The following is a 13,336-nucleotide window of genomic DNA, read 5'->3' as shown; positions in this document are numbered from 1 at the left end:
TACAGGATTGCCGCGATTTCTTTTACTGCTGCTTGTAACCGTTCTTTTTCTTCGGAGGTCATGGCTATGACTCAAGTGAGTATTGTGTTCTCCCCATACTACACTCAGCAATCGGTATTTCTGCAAAAATGGGATTCTCCCAGCGATGAGTCAAAGTAATTATGTATTCAAGTAATATTTGCCATATTCTGTAAGCAGTGCCAAAATTTATACTACAATCTTTTTTACAAAGAAAGGCAGTTCTTGCTGAAGGCTCAGTTAAAAAACTGTCTTTTCTGGGTATAAAGCCTAGTCAAAAAAAGAATTGTATCGATAGCGCAGCGTAAAGCCTTCTCTACCAGATGCAACGCCTTCGGCATCGCAACTCTACCAGACGCTGCGCTCCCCGCTTAGAGCGAGTCATCGAGCGTCGCGGCACTTTCCGCGAGATCCAAAGCGCCCAGGTGAGTGTCTTTGCCTCTTTTTCTTGCTACAATCCCATGTTTTTAAGCATGGGTTCCTCCTGCCTCCCTGCTTCTGCCTCCTGAAATAAATATTACTGATGAAACTTAAAAATTTTTTACAACAGTTCCAACAAGTTACCAGATTATCAGAACAAAAAACTCCCGTTGTGTCGCAACAGGAGCCAACTAACACTCTTAGTGAATCGAACAATGTTTTTAAGGAAAAATTATCACCTGCTTGGATTCGGCATCTGCTACTACTTACAGGATTAGGAGTCTTGTTTAGTGTAGTTGCAGTTTATCTAATCAATTCTGCTTATAAGCAATGGCAGTATATGCAAAGATTTTTAGAAACTGATAATGCTCAGATCAGCGCAGAGATTAATCCTGTGACTACTCGTGTACCAGGAATAGTCACTGAAATTACATTCAATGATAATCAAATGGTATCTCCGGGCATTGTGTTAGTGAAACTTGACAAAAGTAAATATCAATTATCTTTGTCCCAGGCAAAAACATCTTTAGAATTAGCAAAGCAGCAAGCAGTATTGGCACAAGAGAAAATTCCGAAAATTCCGATTGAGATTCCATCATTACAACCAGTTCCCGAAAATAATTTGGATCAAATACAACAACGAGCTTTGATTAAAAAAATCACTTTACAAGTACAAGTCCTGAATCAGCAAAAGAGGATAAGTGAGCAACAATATAAGATAGCATTAGCTACTTTTGCTCAAAAGCAGGTAGAGGTAAAAAAAGCGGAACTTGATTTAAGTTACACTAACATAGCAACTCCGGTCGCTGGAGTCGTTGGGAATAAAAACGTCCAAGTAGGACAGCAGGTGCTTCCAGGGCAAACTCTTTTATCAATAATACAGCCACATCCTTGGATTATTGCCTATTTTCCCGAAAAGCAGTTAGAAAAAATACAGCCAGAGCAAAAGGTAAAAATTACAGTTTCAGCCTTTGCTAATCGGCAGTTTTATGGCAAGGTAGATAGTATCGCTTTGATGCCACAAGATCATCTGACGAGCAATTCAGCTTCTAGTAATTCACGACATGAGATTCCCGTCAAGATTCTGTTTGATCAGTCAAGTATTCAAGCTTATGAATCTCGATTTACTCCGGGAATGTCAGCAGTTGTAAAAGTTGAAACTAAGTAAAACTTATTCAAATTAGCGATCGCTCCGTCAAGGAGATAACGGGAAAAGACTACAGCCAACTGAGACTATCCTTTTTTTAAAGCTGCAACCGTACCATCTAACACTTTCTGGGTGTCGCTTGTGGCAGTAACGCACTGCATTTTCAACTAGTTTATCGATTTTAGTGGGTTGAGATTGCCCAAATCCCTTTGCACACATAGCACTGCCTCAACATTTATGCGATCCCAGACGCGATTTTAACAGAATTGGTGGGGCAATGAGCAAGAGCGAAAGCAGGATGTATTGATTTGGTCAGTTTTAAACAACTGCCTTTGCTCTGTTTAGATCACTTAGGCGCACGGAAACCAGCAAGTTGTGCTGTATTTGTGTCTTTAAAACAAATATCCGGCTTGACTTTTTCATAATCTAAGGTTTTGGGAAGGTGGTAAATGTTGCCTCTCTTCTTCGTAATCTTGCCTTTTACCAGTGCATCACTTGGGCAAGTTGTTTCGCTTTGTGGTTTCACTCCGAGATTTTGTGCTGCTGCTAAAACTGCTGTTTTATTCCCCGCCGATGCTGGCTTCTTAGAGCTAGAAGTTGTATTTCCAGGAACAGGACTAGCTGCTGTAGTAGGGACAGGACTAGCTGCTGTACTAGAGGCAGGACTAGCTGGAGCAACAGCAGTTGGTGCTTGAGGCGTAGTACTAGTAGATTCTTCAGGTTTTTTTCCACAACTACTTAGCATCAATAGTGTAATTAAGGTCACTACCATGCTCAGTGACATTCGTTTAAGTTGATTGTTCATTGGCGTTAATTCTCTAATATTTAATTCCCAATATTTTACCCGATACTGACTTCATCACTCTGTACATCAGAAGTCCCACTCACCCCTCTAGCAGTCTGTTTACTTTGTTTAGTGTGTTTACTATTGATATCTCCGGCGAACTTGATGTGGGTTGATTAGCACGCTGACTCCAACTGTCCAGCCCAATGCCACCATCCATCCTGCTAATACATCACTTGGATAATGGACTCCTAGATACAAACGTGTCCAACCAATTATTAAGACAAACAGAGTTCCGATAATCAGAACAAACCAACGCCAACGGCTGTTCCAACTCAAAATGCTCAAAGCTGCCACCAAAGTCATACTAGCCATAGCATGGCCACTAGGAAAGCCATAATCAAATTCTGGAGCGGGTGATGTCCACAGATGAGGACGTGCCCGGTGCAGCAACAGCTTGACCGTCTGATTAATGATTATACTGCCCACCGAGACTGTGAAAAAGTACTCTAAAGCATGCCACCGTTGTCGAATCAGTAGGAACAGCGCAATTATTGCTGCCACTGGAAATACCCCCCAAAACACTCCTAACTTCGTCAAGTGTGAAACAAAAACGTCTAGTTTCGGTTGGGCAGTGCTGTGAATAGCTAATAATAGGGGAACATCGAACCAAAATCCGCCTTGTTTCCAGACATCCTCTGCTAAGTCCCCAAATACCAGTAAGGGAATAAATCCGCCAAGCAGTAGGAGCAGTACTACCATTGGGCTTCTAGTAAGGCGCATCAACTTGCTCCGGCATTAATTAATCTTTCTCTAATACTAGAGGCATAAGTAACCAAGCAGAATTAATTACATGGCGATTCTTAACTAGACAAGATTGATGATTTTTGACAGAATTCTTGGTAGTCTAGTTCTACTTGTAAAGAGGTGCTGATTGCATACTTAAGGATTTGATTACGCCAATCAGATGAGTGAGCAAACTTGATTAAATAATCTGCGATCGCAGAACCTTGTCTACCACTACTGCGTAATTGATCCCACGCTATCACTTCACCCATTGTCTGCATCAACTTCTCTAAACGTCCCAGCTTTCCATCCCACGCCTGTAAACTCACCTGATCTTGTACTGGCTGCAACTCTCGCAAAACATAAGATTTATTCCCCTCAACTATTACCCCTAAAAGAGCAGGTGGGGTTCCTTGCACCCGTTGTTGGATAGCCACTACCCGTGCAGATTCACTCGACCAATCCGGCTGAGGTAGTGTTAAATAGGGTTGTAATGAGGTTGTTTGTATTTGCTTCAAATCTAATAGATAATTACCATCAGGAGAACCAAAACCTTCTACCAAAACTGCATAACGTTCTAACCCTAAACTACCTGTACCAGCTATTCGCTGTTGTACATCTAAAACTTGATAAAAATTCGCATCTTTTTGTGTAGATTTGTGCCAATTGGAGATGAGTTCTCTAATTTTTTGCTGTTCTGCTTCTGTGGCTTCCATAATGCATTTATTGTCAATAATTAAGTGCCGCTTACCTTTCTTTTGCTTGGTGTGCTGATCTAAAAATTCTGGACGAAGGCGGTTTTTTAAACTTCTTAATAAATCTTTAACTAAGCCCGAATCAGCAACTGAAACGCCCAACTATTCTTATGTGCTTGGTTTGATTTAAATTGTCGCGTGTCAAGGCTGCGCCCTGCCCGCTATTTGTGCCAGTTGCGTAAGTCCTGTTTCAGTTAAGTAAAGTGCATAGATAAAACCCGAACCCCCCACTCCCCGCTGCCTTTGAGTCAACAGCAGTACTACCCCCGACAACCTCCGTCATCACCAGTCAGTATTCGGTCATGCGCTTTGGAATTGTAGTAGTACTCAAAGGCTTACTGTGGCTGGGCTATTTCTAAGCGATGCCCTTCTCTACGAGACGCTGCGCGAACGGCGCAGGCTCAGGGTAAGACCTACGGCGGAACGAAAAGCGACCATCGCACTCGGCACTGTGCCTCCATTTAATCACCTTTTTGCCCACAACTGACGACCTACTTACAAGCGGTAGCGATGTCTACGACGGTAAACTACGCTCATCTTTTCCTCTCTTCGAGACGCTACGCGAACGCTTGAATGATGTGCGATGTCTACGACGGCAAGCTACGCTTTAGTATGTTATCGCTGCTCTCAAAAATTGGTAGAGTTAATAAGACTACCCAACAGCTTTGGGGAGTATCATCGGCAATGCCCATCTACAGAAAACGCTACGCAAACAATTGGGATGAAATAGCGCTGTCTATCAAACAAGCAGCCCAGTGGCGCTGTCGGCACTGCGGACAAAAGTGTTTACGACAAGAGCGAGAAGCCAAAGGGATTGTCCCGTTCTGAATGGACAGTAATGACGCTCAATCCCGTTGAGTGCAATATTTGCTAGTAATGGGCTGACCACTCCCCCTTGTGGGGTTCCTTGTTCAGGAAATTCTGGGTTAACTCCTGCCTTGAGGCATCGGAAGATACCGAGTTTTAAGCCTTTGGGGACCATGAGTTCGTCCATTATTGCTGAGTGGTTAATCAGGTCGTTGCACTTTTCGATATCGAGTTCAATTACTCGTTTTTCTATTCCATTGGAAATGGAGTTGAGATTGTCAAAGATGTACTTCTGTGCATCATGGGCAGAGCGCCCAGTTCTAAACCCATAACTCCTGGCGTGGAAAGTGGCAACGCGCAAGCTGGTTCGAGTGCATATTTTGCGAGGCATTGCCAAGCTCTATCCGCGATGGTAGGTATTTTTAACATTCTGGTGGTTCCATCCTTTTTAGGAATTGGAATTTCCCGTAAACCGCTATGATGCCAGTTGTTATACTGGGTCTTGAGTGTTATTTCAAGTGCGTAATCTGCTGTCGGGCTGGCTTAGTTATGTACGGTCTGATTACCGTGATTCACTAAGCAACGAATCGCACCAGTGTTGTCAGTGCGATCGCCAAATGTCGTCCATTTGGTAGTATTACCAGTCCCACATCATTTGTAGCCGCCGTTACGCAGCCAAGTCTTTTTAATCGCTATTCTAACTCACCTCGCTAAGGGTGAGGCATCGGTGAATGAGTTAGCGAAGCCTTTTAAGATGAGTCTTCCTACAATTTCAAAGCATCTCAAGGTGCTAGAACGTGCTGGACTAATCTCGCGGGGTCGCGAAGCTCAATGGCGACCTTGCCAGATTAAAGCACAGCCGCTCAGGGACGCGGCGGATTGGATTGAGCAATATCGTCAATTGTGGGAACAGAGGCTTGATCAGCTTGATGATTACCTGCACGAATTACAAACTCAGGAGAAACAAAATGAGCAACATTGAGGATGACACTGATGCTCAATCTCAACGTGAGATCGTGATCACCCTCATCTTGAAAGCGCCGCGCGAAGTTGTGTTCCAGGCATGGACTGATCCTAAACACATAGCGCAGTGGTGGGGGCCCAAAGGTTTCACAACCCGTGTGATTGAGATGGATGTGCGTCCAGGCGGGAAATGGCGCTACGTGATGACTGGCCCAGACGGCAGGGAGTACCCGGCCAAAGGTGTTTTTCGCGAAATCGTACCCTTTGAGAGGATTGTTACCAGTGATGAATTTGATGAAGGCTTTGAAAAAGTCGTAAATGCTGATTTACCAAAGGGAATGTTTGTATAGCAGTCGCCAAAGCCGTTAGGACAGTTCGCGGGAAACGCGCCTTCAAGAGCGTATTTTGTGATTTTATTGCTGTCCTAAGCTCCCTGTCCGTTGCTATAACAGCCATTTTCGAGGATTTAGATAGCAAAACTAAACTCACACTCCAGATTATGCATGAGTCTATTGAGGATCGGCGTAAGCATGAACAGATGGGTGTGATCGAAGGGTGGAACTCCACTTTTGACTGCCTAGATGAGTTTTTGGCGAAAGCTTGAGTCTCTCTTATTAGGCTATCCATTAGTCACATCTTTCTTAACAATCTTGAAACCATTGTTTTATAACGCTCACAAGGCTTGAGTTTTCTTCCTGACTTGACAAATTAGCGCTTCTTGTTCTCGATAAAAACTCAATTTTATTGAGAATAGACAACGTAGCTTTAAGGCTTTGAGGTTTGGTGAGCGATCGCTCACCAAATGTTAAGAAAGATCCGGGTAATGGATAGCTTATTAGGGATGAGGTGCTTGTATGTTTATCTTCATCAAGCGGAGAAAAAGTTGATGCGATGGTTGCTCCCTGCACTTGCCGCCGATGGAGCAACCTAGAATGAACCACAAGACCACAGTTTTATGTACGGACACGGGTTTGCTGACTTAAACTGCAACAGATTCAGATTTCCGAGTAATAACACAGCAGGTAATAACTGCCCCTTGTTAAAATCTGGTTTCCAAATCGAATTCTCCTTAGCTTCTAACTGCGCTTTTGCTCTTTTGGCATCACGAGTTGTCAGAAACTCTCGCCCCAGGGTCAAATAATAGTGCATCCGCAGTTGAGGATACCAGCCGTCGTCATCTTTCTCGACCAAATCAGGAGTGATACCGTTTCACTTTAAAATTGATACAAATAGGCAGTCGAGGGAAAGAATTAACGCTTCTTCGCCGCCGTACTAACCGCGAGTCGGGCCAATACATTGTCTATACCCCTGCGTGATTGGGTCAGATGAATCGGGTCATTTCTCATAACAAAGAGGAAATTCGCAGCCAAAAGCATAGCTTCAATTTCAAAAACTGCCTGAGCAACGTCAGCTTTGGCATCTATCTCGCCCTGAAGTTGTGCATCAAGGATGCACTGCTTTAATAATGAAAGCCACTTATCTAGCACCTCAACGACGCGATCGTGCGCTGGACCGGGGCGTGTGTCGAGTTCTGCTGCGACTGCGGCAAAAAAACACCCACCCGGAAAAACTTTGCGTTCAAGATGAGAAAAAAACGAATTAGCCACTGCTTTAAGTCGCTCAGTTCCCGGGTGCGCTTGCATCGCAGGTTGAAGCACTTCATTATCAAAAATTACGGCTGCCGTTTCGATCGTCGCCAATTCCAGTTCTTCTTTGTCTTTGAAGTGCGCGTAGAGGCCACTCTTGCTGATCCCAACCTCAGCAGCTAGATCCCCAAGTGACAGGCCATTCAGTCCCTTTATTGTTACCAACTTTGCCGCAGTCAGCAGAATAGTGGCGCGACTAGTCTCTCCTTTCGAGGGACGAGACTTAGCGCCTTCCTCAGTTTTTAATGACGAAATATTACTCATAGCTTGACAATAACACGAACGGTCGTAATATTCAGAAGAGTGGACTAAAAACGAACGGTCGTCTTTTTATGGGAAAGGTCTGATCGTGGCTGGCATTGCTAACAGTGCAAGAAATCCAGAATTAAGTCAAACTACCTGTCTTTACAGGCAAATCAAATTGCTAGAGATATTCGGCATCATTAGAAAAACCAGAGAAAACCCTGGATAGCTTAAATTTTAATACCACCCCAAAGGAAAGAGATTGCATTGCTGGCTTATACATCACCTCTTCGCAAAGATACTAAGGAGAAATATTATGACAACACTGCTGAATGACAAACTTGGGACGCTGAAAACCAATGTGAAGGGTTATGTAGTGCTTCCTGATGATCCACGTTATGACGAAGTGCGCGAAATCTGGAATGCGATGATTGATCGGCGACCTGCTGTCATCGTACAATGTGCAGAAGCCTCGGACATTGCCGTTGCGATCGCCTGGGCGCGAGAGAACGGGGTAGAAATATCAATCAGGGGCGCTGGACATAACATCGCGGGGAACGCTGTATGTGATAACGGCATAATGATTGATCTTTCAACTATGAAGAATGTCCGTATTGATGCTCCCAAGAAGCGGGCGTATGTCGAACCCGGTGCAACACTTAGTGATTTTGATTCTTCGGCACAGGTGCATGGGTTAGCAACTCCAGTGGGAATTAATTCAACGACTGGTATAGCCGGTCTGACTATAGGTGGCGGTTTTGGTTGGTTGACTCGTAAGTACGGACTGACGATCGACAATCTGATCTCTGCGGAAGTAATCACAGCAGATGGGAATAAAATACGAACAAGCGAAAACGAAAATCCTGACCTTTTCTGGGCGATTCGAGGTGGCGGCGGTAACTTTGGTGTCGTCACTGAGTTTGAATTTCAGCTCCATCCTGTGGGGCCTGAAATATTGGCTGGGTTAATTGTTTTTCCGTTTAGCCAAGCCAAACAGGTGCTGACACAGTATCGGAACTTTGTTGAATCAGCCCCCAAGGAACTGAATGTGTGGGTGGTTCTTCGCAAGGCTCCGCCACTGCCTTTTCTGCCTGAGAGCGTGCATGGCAAAGAGGTGATCATACTACCTGTCTTTTATGTAGGCGATATTGCAGAGGGTGAGAAACTGATCGAACCTCTGCGTAGTTTTGGCGATGCTTATGGGGAACACATCGGTACTCAACCTTATATAGAATGGCAGCAAGCATTTGACCCTTTGCTGATAAAGGGTGCGAGGAACTACTGGAAATCTCATAATTTCACAGAGTTACGAGATGGAGCATTAGACGTGCTTGTGGAATTTGCAGGCAAGCTACCCTCTCAAGCGTGCGAAATCTTCATTGGATGCATCGCAGGGGCATCTAACTGCGTCTCGGCCGATGCTACGGCGTATCGTCATCGGGATGCGAAGTTTGTGTTGAATGTGCATGGACGCTGGGATGAGGCAGCACACGATGTGATGTGCATTGCGTGGGCACGTGAGTTTTTCCGAGCTTCTGCCCCTTATGCCTCTGCTGGTACTTATGTAAACTTCATGACTGAGGAGGAGGGCGATCGCGTCGTAGCGGCTTATGGAGCTAACTACGAGCGTTTGGTGCAGATCAAGAAACGGTATGATCCTGAAAACATTTTCCATCTCAACCAGAACATCAAACCCTAAGCTAGCAGTCACAATACTTCAAAGCAAAGATGTACTAACGCTGCTCCCATTGCTACCCGACTGGGAACTCACTCACTGTTTCAGACCTTTAGCCACCAATGTTTTAGAAAAAAAGCACTAGGGTTCTTGACAAGAAGCCGACAATAAATCTCACGAGCCAGGAGAACAGATGCTGCAACCGCGCAAGTCAGTTGCTCCGATAAAGCAGCCCTAAACCCTCCCTGGCAAGGATTTCACTTGATCGAGCGTGATATTCCCATCTTGACCTCCGCGCATTCTACTCCTGTGACACTGGAACGGTTCGCGGCGATGGGGAATTACGGGACAATTAAGGGGGTTTATCCAGCCAACTTTCTCATGCCATCCATTCAGTCCACTGTGGAGCATCTGTCACCAATTGAGCAAATTTTTGAGGGTAAGCATCCTCAAACTCCAGGATCACGCCACAACGCTCATCAATCGTTAGGGTACTGAGTAATTCCTTTACCGCATCAACCCCGTATTCAACCCCTTCAATCACCAGCCGAGCGTAATATTTAACCCGCTCCCACCAAGAATCACTGAGTTCTGCATCTGTGTCCATACCCCCCCGATTATTATCTCCACTTTCATATTTTGGGGGTGTGGACGGCGGCTTAATCCGATACTGAGCTTGCATCCTAGCCGCATAAGCTACATGACGTTCTTGCTCCTCTTGGCGTTTGGTTTCTTTCTCCTCCCTCTGACGAAGGCGATAATTCAGCACGTTCTGGGCAAATGCAACATCCTTAGTATTGAGCCGATAGTACCGAACCCTCTGACCATCCTCCAGCGATCGTTTTAAATCATTGGACAAACCCAGTTGCGAGAAATACTGCTCGGCTAGTTCTGGAGTTAACATTAAAGAAGTCGGAAGTCGGAAGTCGGAAGTAAAGTTATTGTAAGGGGATTTGACCCCGACCCAAAACTTACCGGTTATAGAACCGGGGGACTTAAACCCACGGAGTATGTTAACCAATTGGGGCAGTGACAAAAAAGTAGATATGACATGAGTAGCAAAACATCCAAGGTCGGTGTCATTGGCGCAGGGAATGTGGGTGCAGACGTAGCAAATGCTTTAGTGCTACTCCGTAAATGTGTAACAGTGGTTCTTTTTGACCGAACCTTATCAAAAGCTGAGGGGCAAGCATGGGATATTGAAGACAGCATTCCCCTACTTGAAGAGATGGGAATTATACCATCAAACAAGTATGAGGATTTAGCTGATTCTGATGTGATTGTCGTGACTGTTGGGGTACAGCAGAAACTTGGACAGACCCGATTAGATACGTTGAGTGACAATTCAGAGATCATACGTTCGACGATGAAAGAATTGGATCGAGTTGCACCGAATTCAATCATACTTATTGTTAGCAATCCAGTAGATGTACTAACGCGGATTGCGATTGCCAATTCCACGAGAGCAGAAAACCTAATTTTCGGTTCGGGAACCGTTCTTGATACAGCTAGACTGAGATATCAACTTGGTAAACGACTGAATGTTGCTCTTCAAGACGTTCATGTTTATGTGATTGGAGAGCATGGAGACAGTGAAATTATCGTTTGGTCTAGTGCATTTATTGGGGGAATTGCGTTAACGGAATTTCCCATACCAGAAGGAGTGACGCTGGAACAAATTCAGCAAGAGTACACAGAGTTAACCCGTAAGCGAGGTAATAGCATTTTGGAACGTAAAGGAAATACTAGCTATGGCATATCAACGGTAGTTTGTCAGTTAGTTGATAGCATTCTGCGAGATGAAAAGCAGATATTTCCAGTATCGGCCAGAGCAGATTCCAACTATGGAGTTGGCAGTGAAATTGTTCTTGGGCTTCCATGTATCATTAGCTCAATAGGTATTGAGCGCCAACTGGTGTTACCAAGAAATGCTGATGAACAACGCTTATTAGAAGAGTCAGCAAGCAAACTGAATGAAGCCTACAATTCGAGAGCATAATTAAAACAATTCGCAATGACGCTCGTTCCTCGCTAACGCAATTACGTTTTGTGACGGGGATTTAGCTTAGGCTTCAATTCGCGCTAATTAATAGAAGCAGGGGACTTAAAAACCCAAACTGTGTTAAACAACATGAGTAAAGTAAACATTGCGACTACTGTATTTTTATCTACTATATAATATATTCTTGTTCCTAGTTTTGAGCTACTTCACTAATAATCGTTTGCAACAGAGAATTTATATTTTGTGGCTGAAAAGCATTAAGTCCAACCGAGCTAAATCTTTGAATTGCTTGTTGATATGATTCTTCATCATCGTATCCTTCCTCGAAGTATTCATTATTGTAATACCCATAGAGAATAAAATTAGAATCAATTATTTTTATAAAAGGTTCAGGTTGAACCACAGATTTAGCGTTATTAAATAGCCTTGCGTCCGGGTGAGTGGGTAATTGTAGATAATGCGACGTTTCATCATGGCGGTCGGATTGCCCAATTAATTGAAGCCGCTTTCTTGTCAGCTAGTTTACCTGCCGCCCTACTCGCCAGACCTCAATCGAATTGAAAAGTGTTGGGCGACTTTAAAAAGCAGAATTCGCAAGCTGTTACTTAAATCTGATAATTTACGTGATGCTATGGAAATCGTTCTCAAGCAAGCTGCGTCCTAATTAAAATGGCTACGGCTATAGAAGCCAGCCGAAACCCGTTGGCGACTGTGGTGATGGCACACCTAAAGGCGATGGAGACGCGCAATGATAGAATTGAGCGCAAGCAGCAGAAATTGGTTTTAGTACGTAGGTTGTACGAACAGGGCTTAAGACGGGAAGATGTTATTAACTTATTCGGGTTCATTGACTGGATAATGACTCTGCCAGCGCAACTAGAGACAGAATTTTGGCAAGAATATCGTGATTTTGAGGAGTCTTTAAGTATGCAGTATGTTACTTCTGTTGAACGATTTGGTATTGAAAAAGGTAAGCTTGAAGCTTTGTTAAAAGGTATAGCCTTGGGATTAAAGCTCAAATTTGGAGAATCGGGTCAAGATTTATTCCCCGAAATCGAATCTATCCAAGATGTAAGCTTGCTAGAAGCCATCTTGGAGGGAATAGATACAGCGAGTACTGTTTCACAATTGCGTCAAATTTACCACTCGCACACAACAGACACGCAACCAGAAGTTTGATCTGGTTCACTTTGGTCATTTAGTTTCAGGCAAGAATTATCGCCTCGTCAGACCCTCGTAAGTGTTCCCCAGGTGTAAGAAACTGCAACAGATTCAGATTTTCCAGTAACAACACAGCAGGTAATAGCTGCCCCTTGTTAAAATCCGGCTTCCAAAGCGAATTCTTCCCTAATTCCAACTGCGCCTTAGCCCGTTTCGCATCACGGGTGGTCAGAAATTCCCGCCCCAGCGTCAAATAGTAGTGCATCCGCAGTTGAGGATACCAGCCGTCGTCATCTTTCTCGACCAAATCAGGGGTCACGTCAATTTCGTAGCGGCGGGATAATTCAGCCTTACGCTGCTGGTGTGGTTCAGTTTTGATTTTCGCCCTTGTGTCTTCCAGCTTCTTGAGTTCGGCATCAGAGATGGTTGGAGAATCCGCGATCGCCTGACATTCAGCACTATACAATTCCTCACTTGCCGCTTTAACCGACTCGATTACTGCTCAACTCTCATCATCCAATGCATCGGCTGCATCAATAATGGTGTAGCCATCCTCGACCAAACCCCCAAGCACCGATTCCCGATAGCGCCGCATCTCCACATTAATCACAGAACCACGCTTGCCCCAAGTCTGTAATGATTCTGGCTGAAAATTCTGATCAATATAGCTCAAATCCGCATTATCCGCCGCCGACAATAGCGCAATATTAGCTTGTGTGGCAACGTGTTGGCTTCTTAACAATCCTCCTATGGATGTAGAGCCATTCCCCACAACCGATATCCCCCATTCTCTGACCCAGATATGGCGGTCAACTGTTTCCCTCAGCCGCGCCAACATCTGCCGCACAAAGTTAACCGGCTGCACACCCTGAAAATTGAAAGTAACTATGCCACCACCAGCCAAAAATTTTTTAACTTCAGAACAAGTT

The 13,336-nt window shown here is 44.5% G+C and carries 17 protein-coding genes and 3 pseudogenes; 9 read left to right on the top strand and 11 right to left on the bottom strand.

Features of this window, described 5'->3' with window-relative positions; all coding sequences use genetic code 11:
• Positions 1–541: 541 nt before the first annotated feature.
• Positions 542–1,606 (top strand): efflux RND transporter periplasmic adaptor subunit, encoded by a 1,065-nt coding sequence (locus tag HWQ38_RS08000; RefSeq protein WP_292792055.1) that lies wholly within the window; start codon positions 542–544, stop codon positions 1,604–1,606.
• 325 nt (positions 1,607–1,931) lie between these two features.
• On the opposite strand, the gene HWQ38_RS07995 is transcribed toward HWQ38_RS08000, so the two are convergent.
• The 3 genes from HWQ38_RS07995 to HWQ38_RS07985 all read right to left on the bottom strand — a co-directional run bounded on the left by HWQ38_RS07995 (position 1,932) and on the right by HWQ38_RS07985 (position 4,012).
• Positions 1,932–2,390, bottom strand: coding sequence for a hypothetical protein (locus tag HWQ38_RS07995; RefSeq protein WP_292792053.1), 459 nt, complete (start codon positions 2,388–2,390; stop codon positions 1,932–1,934).
• 120 nt (positions 2,391–2,510) lie between these two features.
• Positions 2,511–3,131, bottom strand: coding sequence for a phosphatase PAP2 family protein (locus HWQ38_RS07990; RefSeq protein WP_292792051.1), 621 nt, complete (start codon positions 3,129–3,131; stop codon positions 2,511–2,513).
• A gap of 101 nt (positions 3,132–3,232) precedes the next feature.
• Positions 3,233–4,012, bottom strand: a complete 780-nt coding sequence (locus HWQ38_RS07985) for a DUF2252 family protein (RefSeq protein WP_292792049.1) — start codon at positions 4,010–4,012, stop codon at positions 3,233–3,235.
• Positions 4,013–4,383: 371 nt separating this feature from the next.
• On the opposite strand from HWQ38_RS07985, the gene HWQ38_RS07980 reads away from it, so the two are divergent.
• The gene (locus tag HWQ38_RS07980; RefSeq protein ID WP_292792047.1) at positions 4,384–4,521 is read left to right on the top strand and encodes a hypothetical protein; all 138 of its coding nucleotides are present in this window, start codon (positions 4,384–4,386) and stop codon (positions 4,519–4,521) included.
• Positions 4,522–4,754: 233 nt separating this feature from the next.
• Here the strand turns inward: HWQ38_RS07980 and HWQ38_RS07975 are convergent.
• Positions 4,755–5,146, bottom strand: a pseudogene (locus HWQ38_RS07975) (reverse transcriptase domain-containing protein); the annotation flags it as partial.
• Positions 5,147–5,405: 259 nt separating this feature from the next.
• Between HWQ38_RS07975 and HWQ38_RS07970 the strand changes: the two are divergent.
• From HWQ38_RS07970 to HWQ38_RS07960, 3 genes are all read left to right on the top strand, one after another.
• Positions 5,406–5,699: a metalloregulator ArsR/SmtB family transcription factor gene (locus HWQ38_RS07970; protein WP_366933254.1), complete on the top strand. Its 294-nt coding sequence runs from the start codon at positions 5,406–5,408 to the stop codon at positions 5,697–5,699.
• Positions 5,686–6,030: an SRPBCC domain-containing protein gene (locus tag HWQ38_RS07965; RefSeq protein WP_292792045.1), complete on the top strand. Its 345-nt coding sequence runs from the start codon at positions 5,686–5,688 to the stop codon at positions 6,028–6,030. The genes HWQ38_RS07970 and HWQ38_RS07965 overlap by 14 nt, the downstream gene beginning before the upstream one ends.
• Before the next feature lie 149 nt (positions 6,031–6,179).
• The gene (locus tag HWQ38_RS07960; RefSeq protein WP_292792043.1) at positions 6,180–6,284 is read left to right on the top strand and encodes a hypothetical protein; all 105 of its coding nucleotides are present in this window, start codon (positions 6,180–6,182) and stop codon (positions 6,282–6,284) included.
• A gap of 37 nt (positions 6,285–6,321) precedes the next feature.
• On the opposite strand, the gene HWQ38_RS07955 is transcribed toward HWQ38_RS07960, so the two are convergent.
• Genes HWQ38_RS07955 through HWQ38_RS07945 form a run of 3 tightly spaced genes read right to left on the bottom strand, consistent with a single transcriptional unit; the run spans position 6,322 to position 7,590 of the window.
• Positions 6,322–6,621: a hypothetical protein gene (locus tag HWQ38_RS07955; RefSeq protein WP_292792041.1), complete on the bottom strand. Its 300-nt coding sequence runs from the start codon at positions 6,619–6,621 to the stop codon at positions 6,322–6,324.
• Positions 6,608–6,871, bottom strand: coding sequence for a hypothetical protein (locus HWQ38_RS07950; RefSeq protein WP_334792270.1), 264 nt, complete (start codon positions 6,869–6,871; stop codon positions 6,608–6,610). Before HWQ38_RS07950 ends, HWQ38_RS07955 begins: the two co-directional genes overlap by 14 nt.
• Positions 6,872–6,930: 59 nt before the next feature.
• Positions 6,931–7,590, bottom strand: a complete 660-nt coding sequence (locus tag HWQ38_RS07945; protein ID WP_292792039.1) for a TetR/AcrR family transcriptional regulator — start codon at positions 7,588–7,590, stop codon at positions 6,931–6,933.
• A gap of 295 nt (positions 7,591–7,885) precedes the next feature.
• On the opposite strand from HWQ38_RS07945, the gene HWQ38_RS07940 reads away from it, so the two are divergent.
• Entirely contained in the window at positions 7,886–9,268 is a 1,383-nt protein-coding gene (locus tag HWQ38_RS07940) for an FAD-binding oxidoreductase (protein WP_292792037.1), read from the top strand.
• A gap of 355 nt (positions 9,269–9,623) precedes the next feature.
• Here HWQ38_RS07940 and HWQ38_RS07935 read toward each other — a convergent pair whose 3' ends face one another.
• Entirely contained in the window at positions 9,624–10,148 is a 525-nt protein-coding gene (locus HWQ38_RS07935) for a hypothetical protein (protein ID WP_292792035.1), read from the bottom strand.
• 147 nt (positions 10,149–10,295) lie between these two features.
• On the opposite strand from HWQ38_RS07935, the gene HWQ38_RS07930 reads away from it, so the two are divergent.
• Positions 10,296–11,243, top strand: a complete 948-nt coding sequence (locus tag HWQ38_RS07930) for an L-lactate dehydrogenase (RefSeq protein ID WP_292792033.1) — start codon at positions 10,296–10,298, stop codon at positions 11,241–11,243.
• Positions 11,244–11,436: 193 nt separating this feature from the next.
• Here HWQ38_RS07930 and HWQ38_RS07925 read toward each other — a convergent pair whose 3' ends face one another.
• Positions 11,437–11,649 carry a hypothetical protein gene (locus tag HWQ38_RS07925; RefSeq protein WP_292792031.1) on the bottom strand — a complete coding sequence of 71 codons (213 nt, stop codon included), beginning with the start codon at positions 11,647–11,649 and terminating at the stop codon, positions 11,437–11,439.
• A gap of 23 nt (positions 11,650–11,672) precedes the next feature.
• On the opposite strand from HWQ38_RS07925, the pseudogene HWQ38_RS07920 reads away from it, so the two are divergent.
• Together HWQ38_RS07920 and HWQ38_RS07915 are read left to right on the top strand one after the other, a co-directional pair.
• Positions 11,673–11,910: pseudogene (locus HWQ38_RS07920) on the top strand (transposase); the annotation flags it as partial.
• Between the two features lie 5 nt (positions 11,911–11,915).
• Positions 11,916–12,425: a hypothetical protein gene (locus tag HWQ38_RS07915; RefSeq protein WP_292792029.1), complete on the top strand. Its 510-nt coding sequence runs from the start codon at positions 11,916–11,918 to the stop codon at positions 12,423–12,425.
• 25 nt (positions 12,426–12,450) lie between these two features.
• Here the strand turns inward: HWQ38_RS07915 and HWQ38_RS40385 are convergent, their stop codons facing one another.
• Together HWQ38_RS40385 and HWQ38_RS40380 are read right to left on the bottom strand one after the other, a co-directional pair.
• Positions 12,451–12,873 carry a hypothetical protein gene (locus HWQ38_RS40385; RefSeq protein ID WP_366933253.1) on the bottom strand — a complete coding sequence of 141 codons (423 nt, stop codon included), beginning with the start codon at positions 12,871–12,873 and terminating at the stop codon, positions 12,451–12,453.
• Positions 12,874–12,909: 36 nt separating this feature from the next.
• A pseudogene (locus HWQ38_RS40380) lies at positions 12,910–13,336 on the bottom strand (hypothetical protein); the annotation flags it as partial.

Source organism: Nostoc sp. NMS7, assembly GCF_017115085.1.
Classification (GTDB): Bacteria; Cyanobacteriota; Cyanobacteriia; order Cyanobacteriales; family Nostocaceae; genus Nostoc.
Note: the sequence above shows the minus strand (reverse complement) of the source record. Positions and strands in the feature narration are given on the sequence as shown.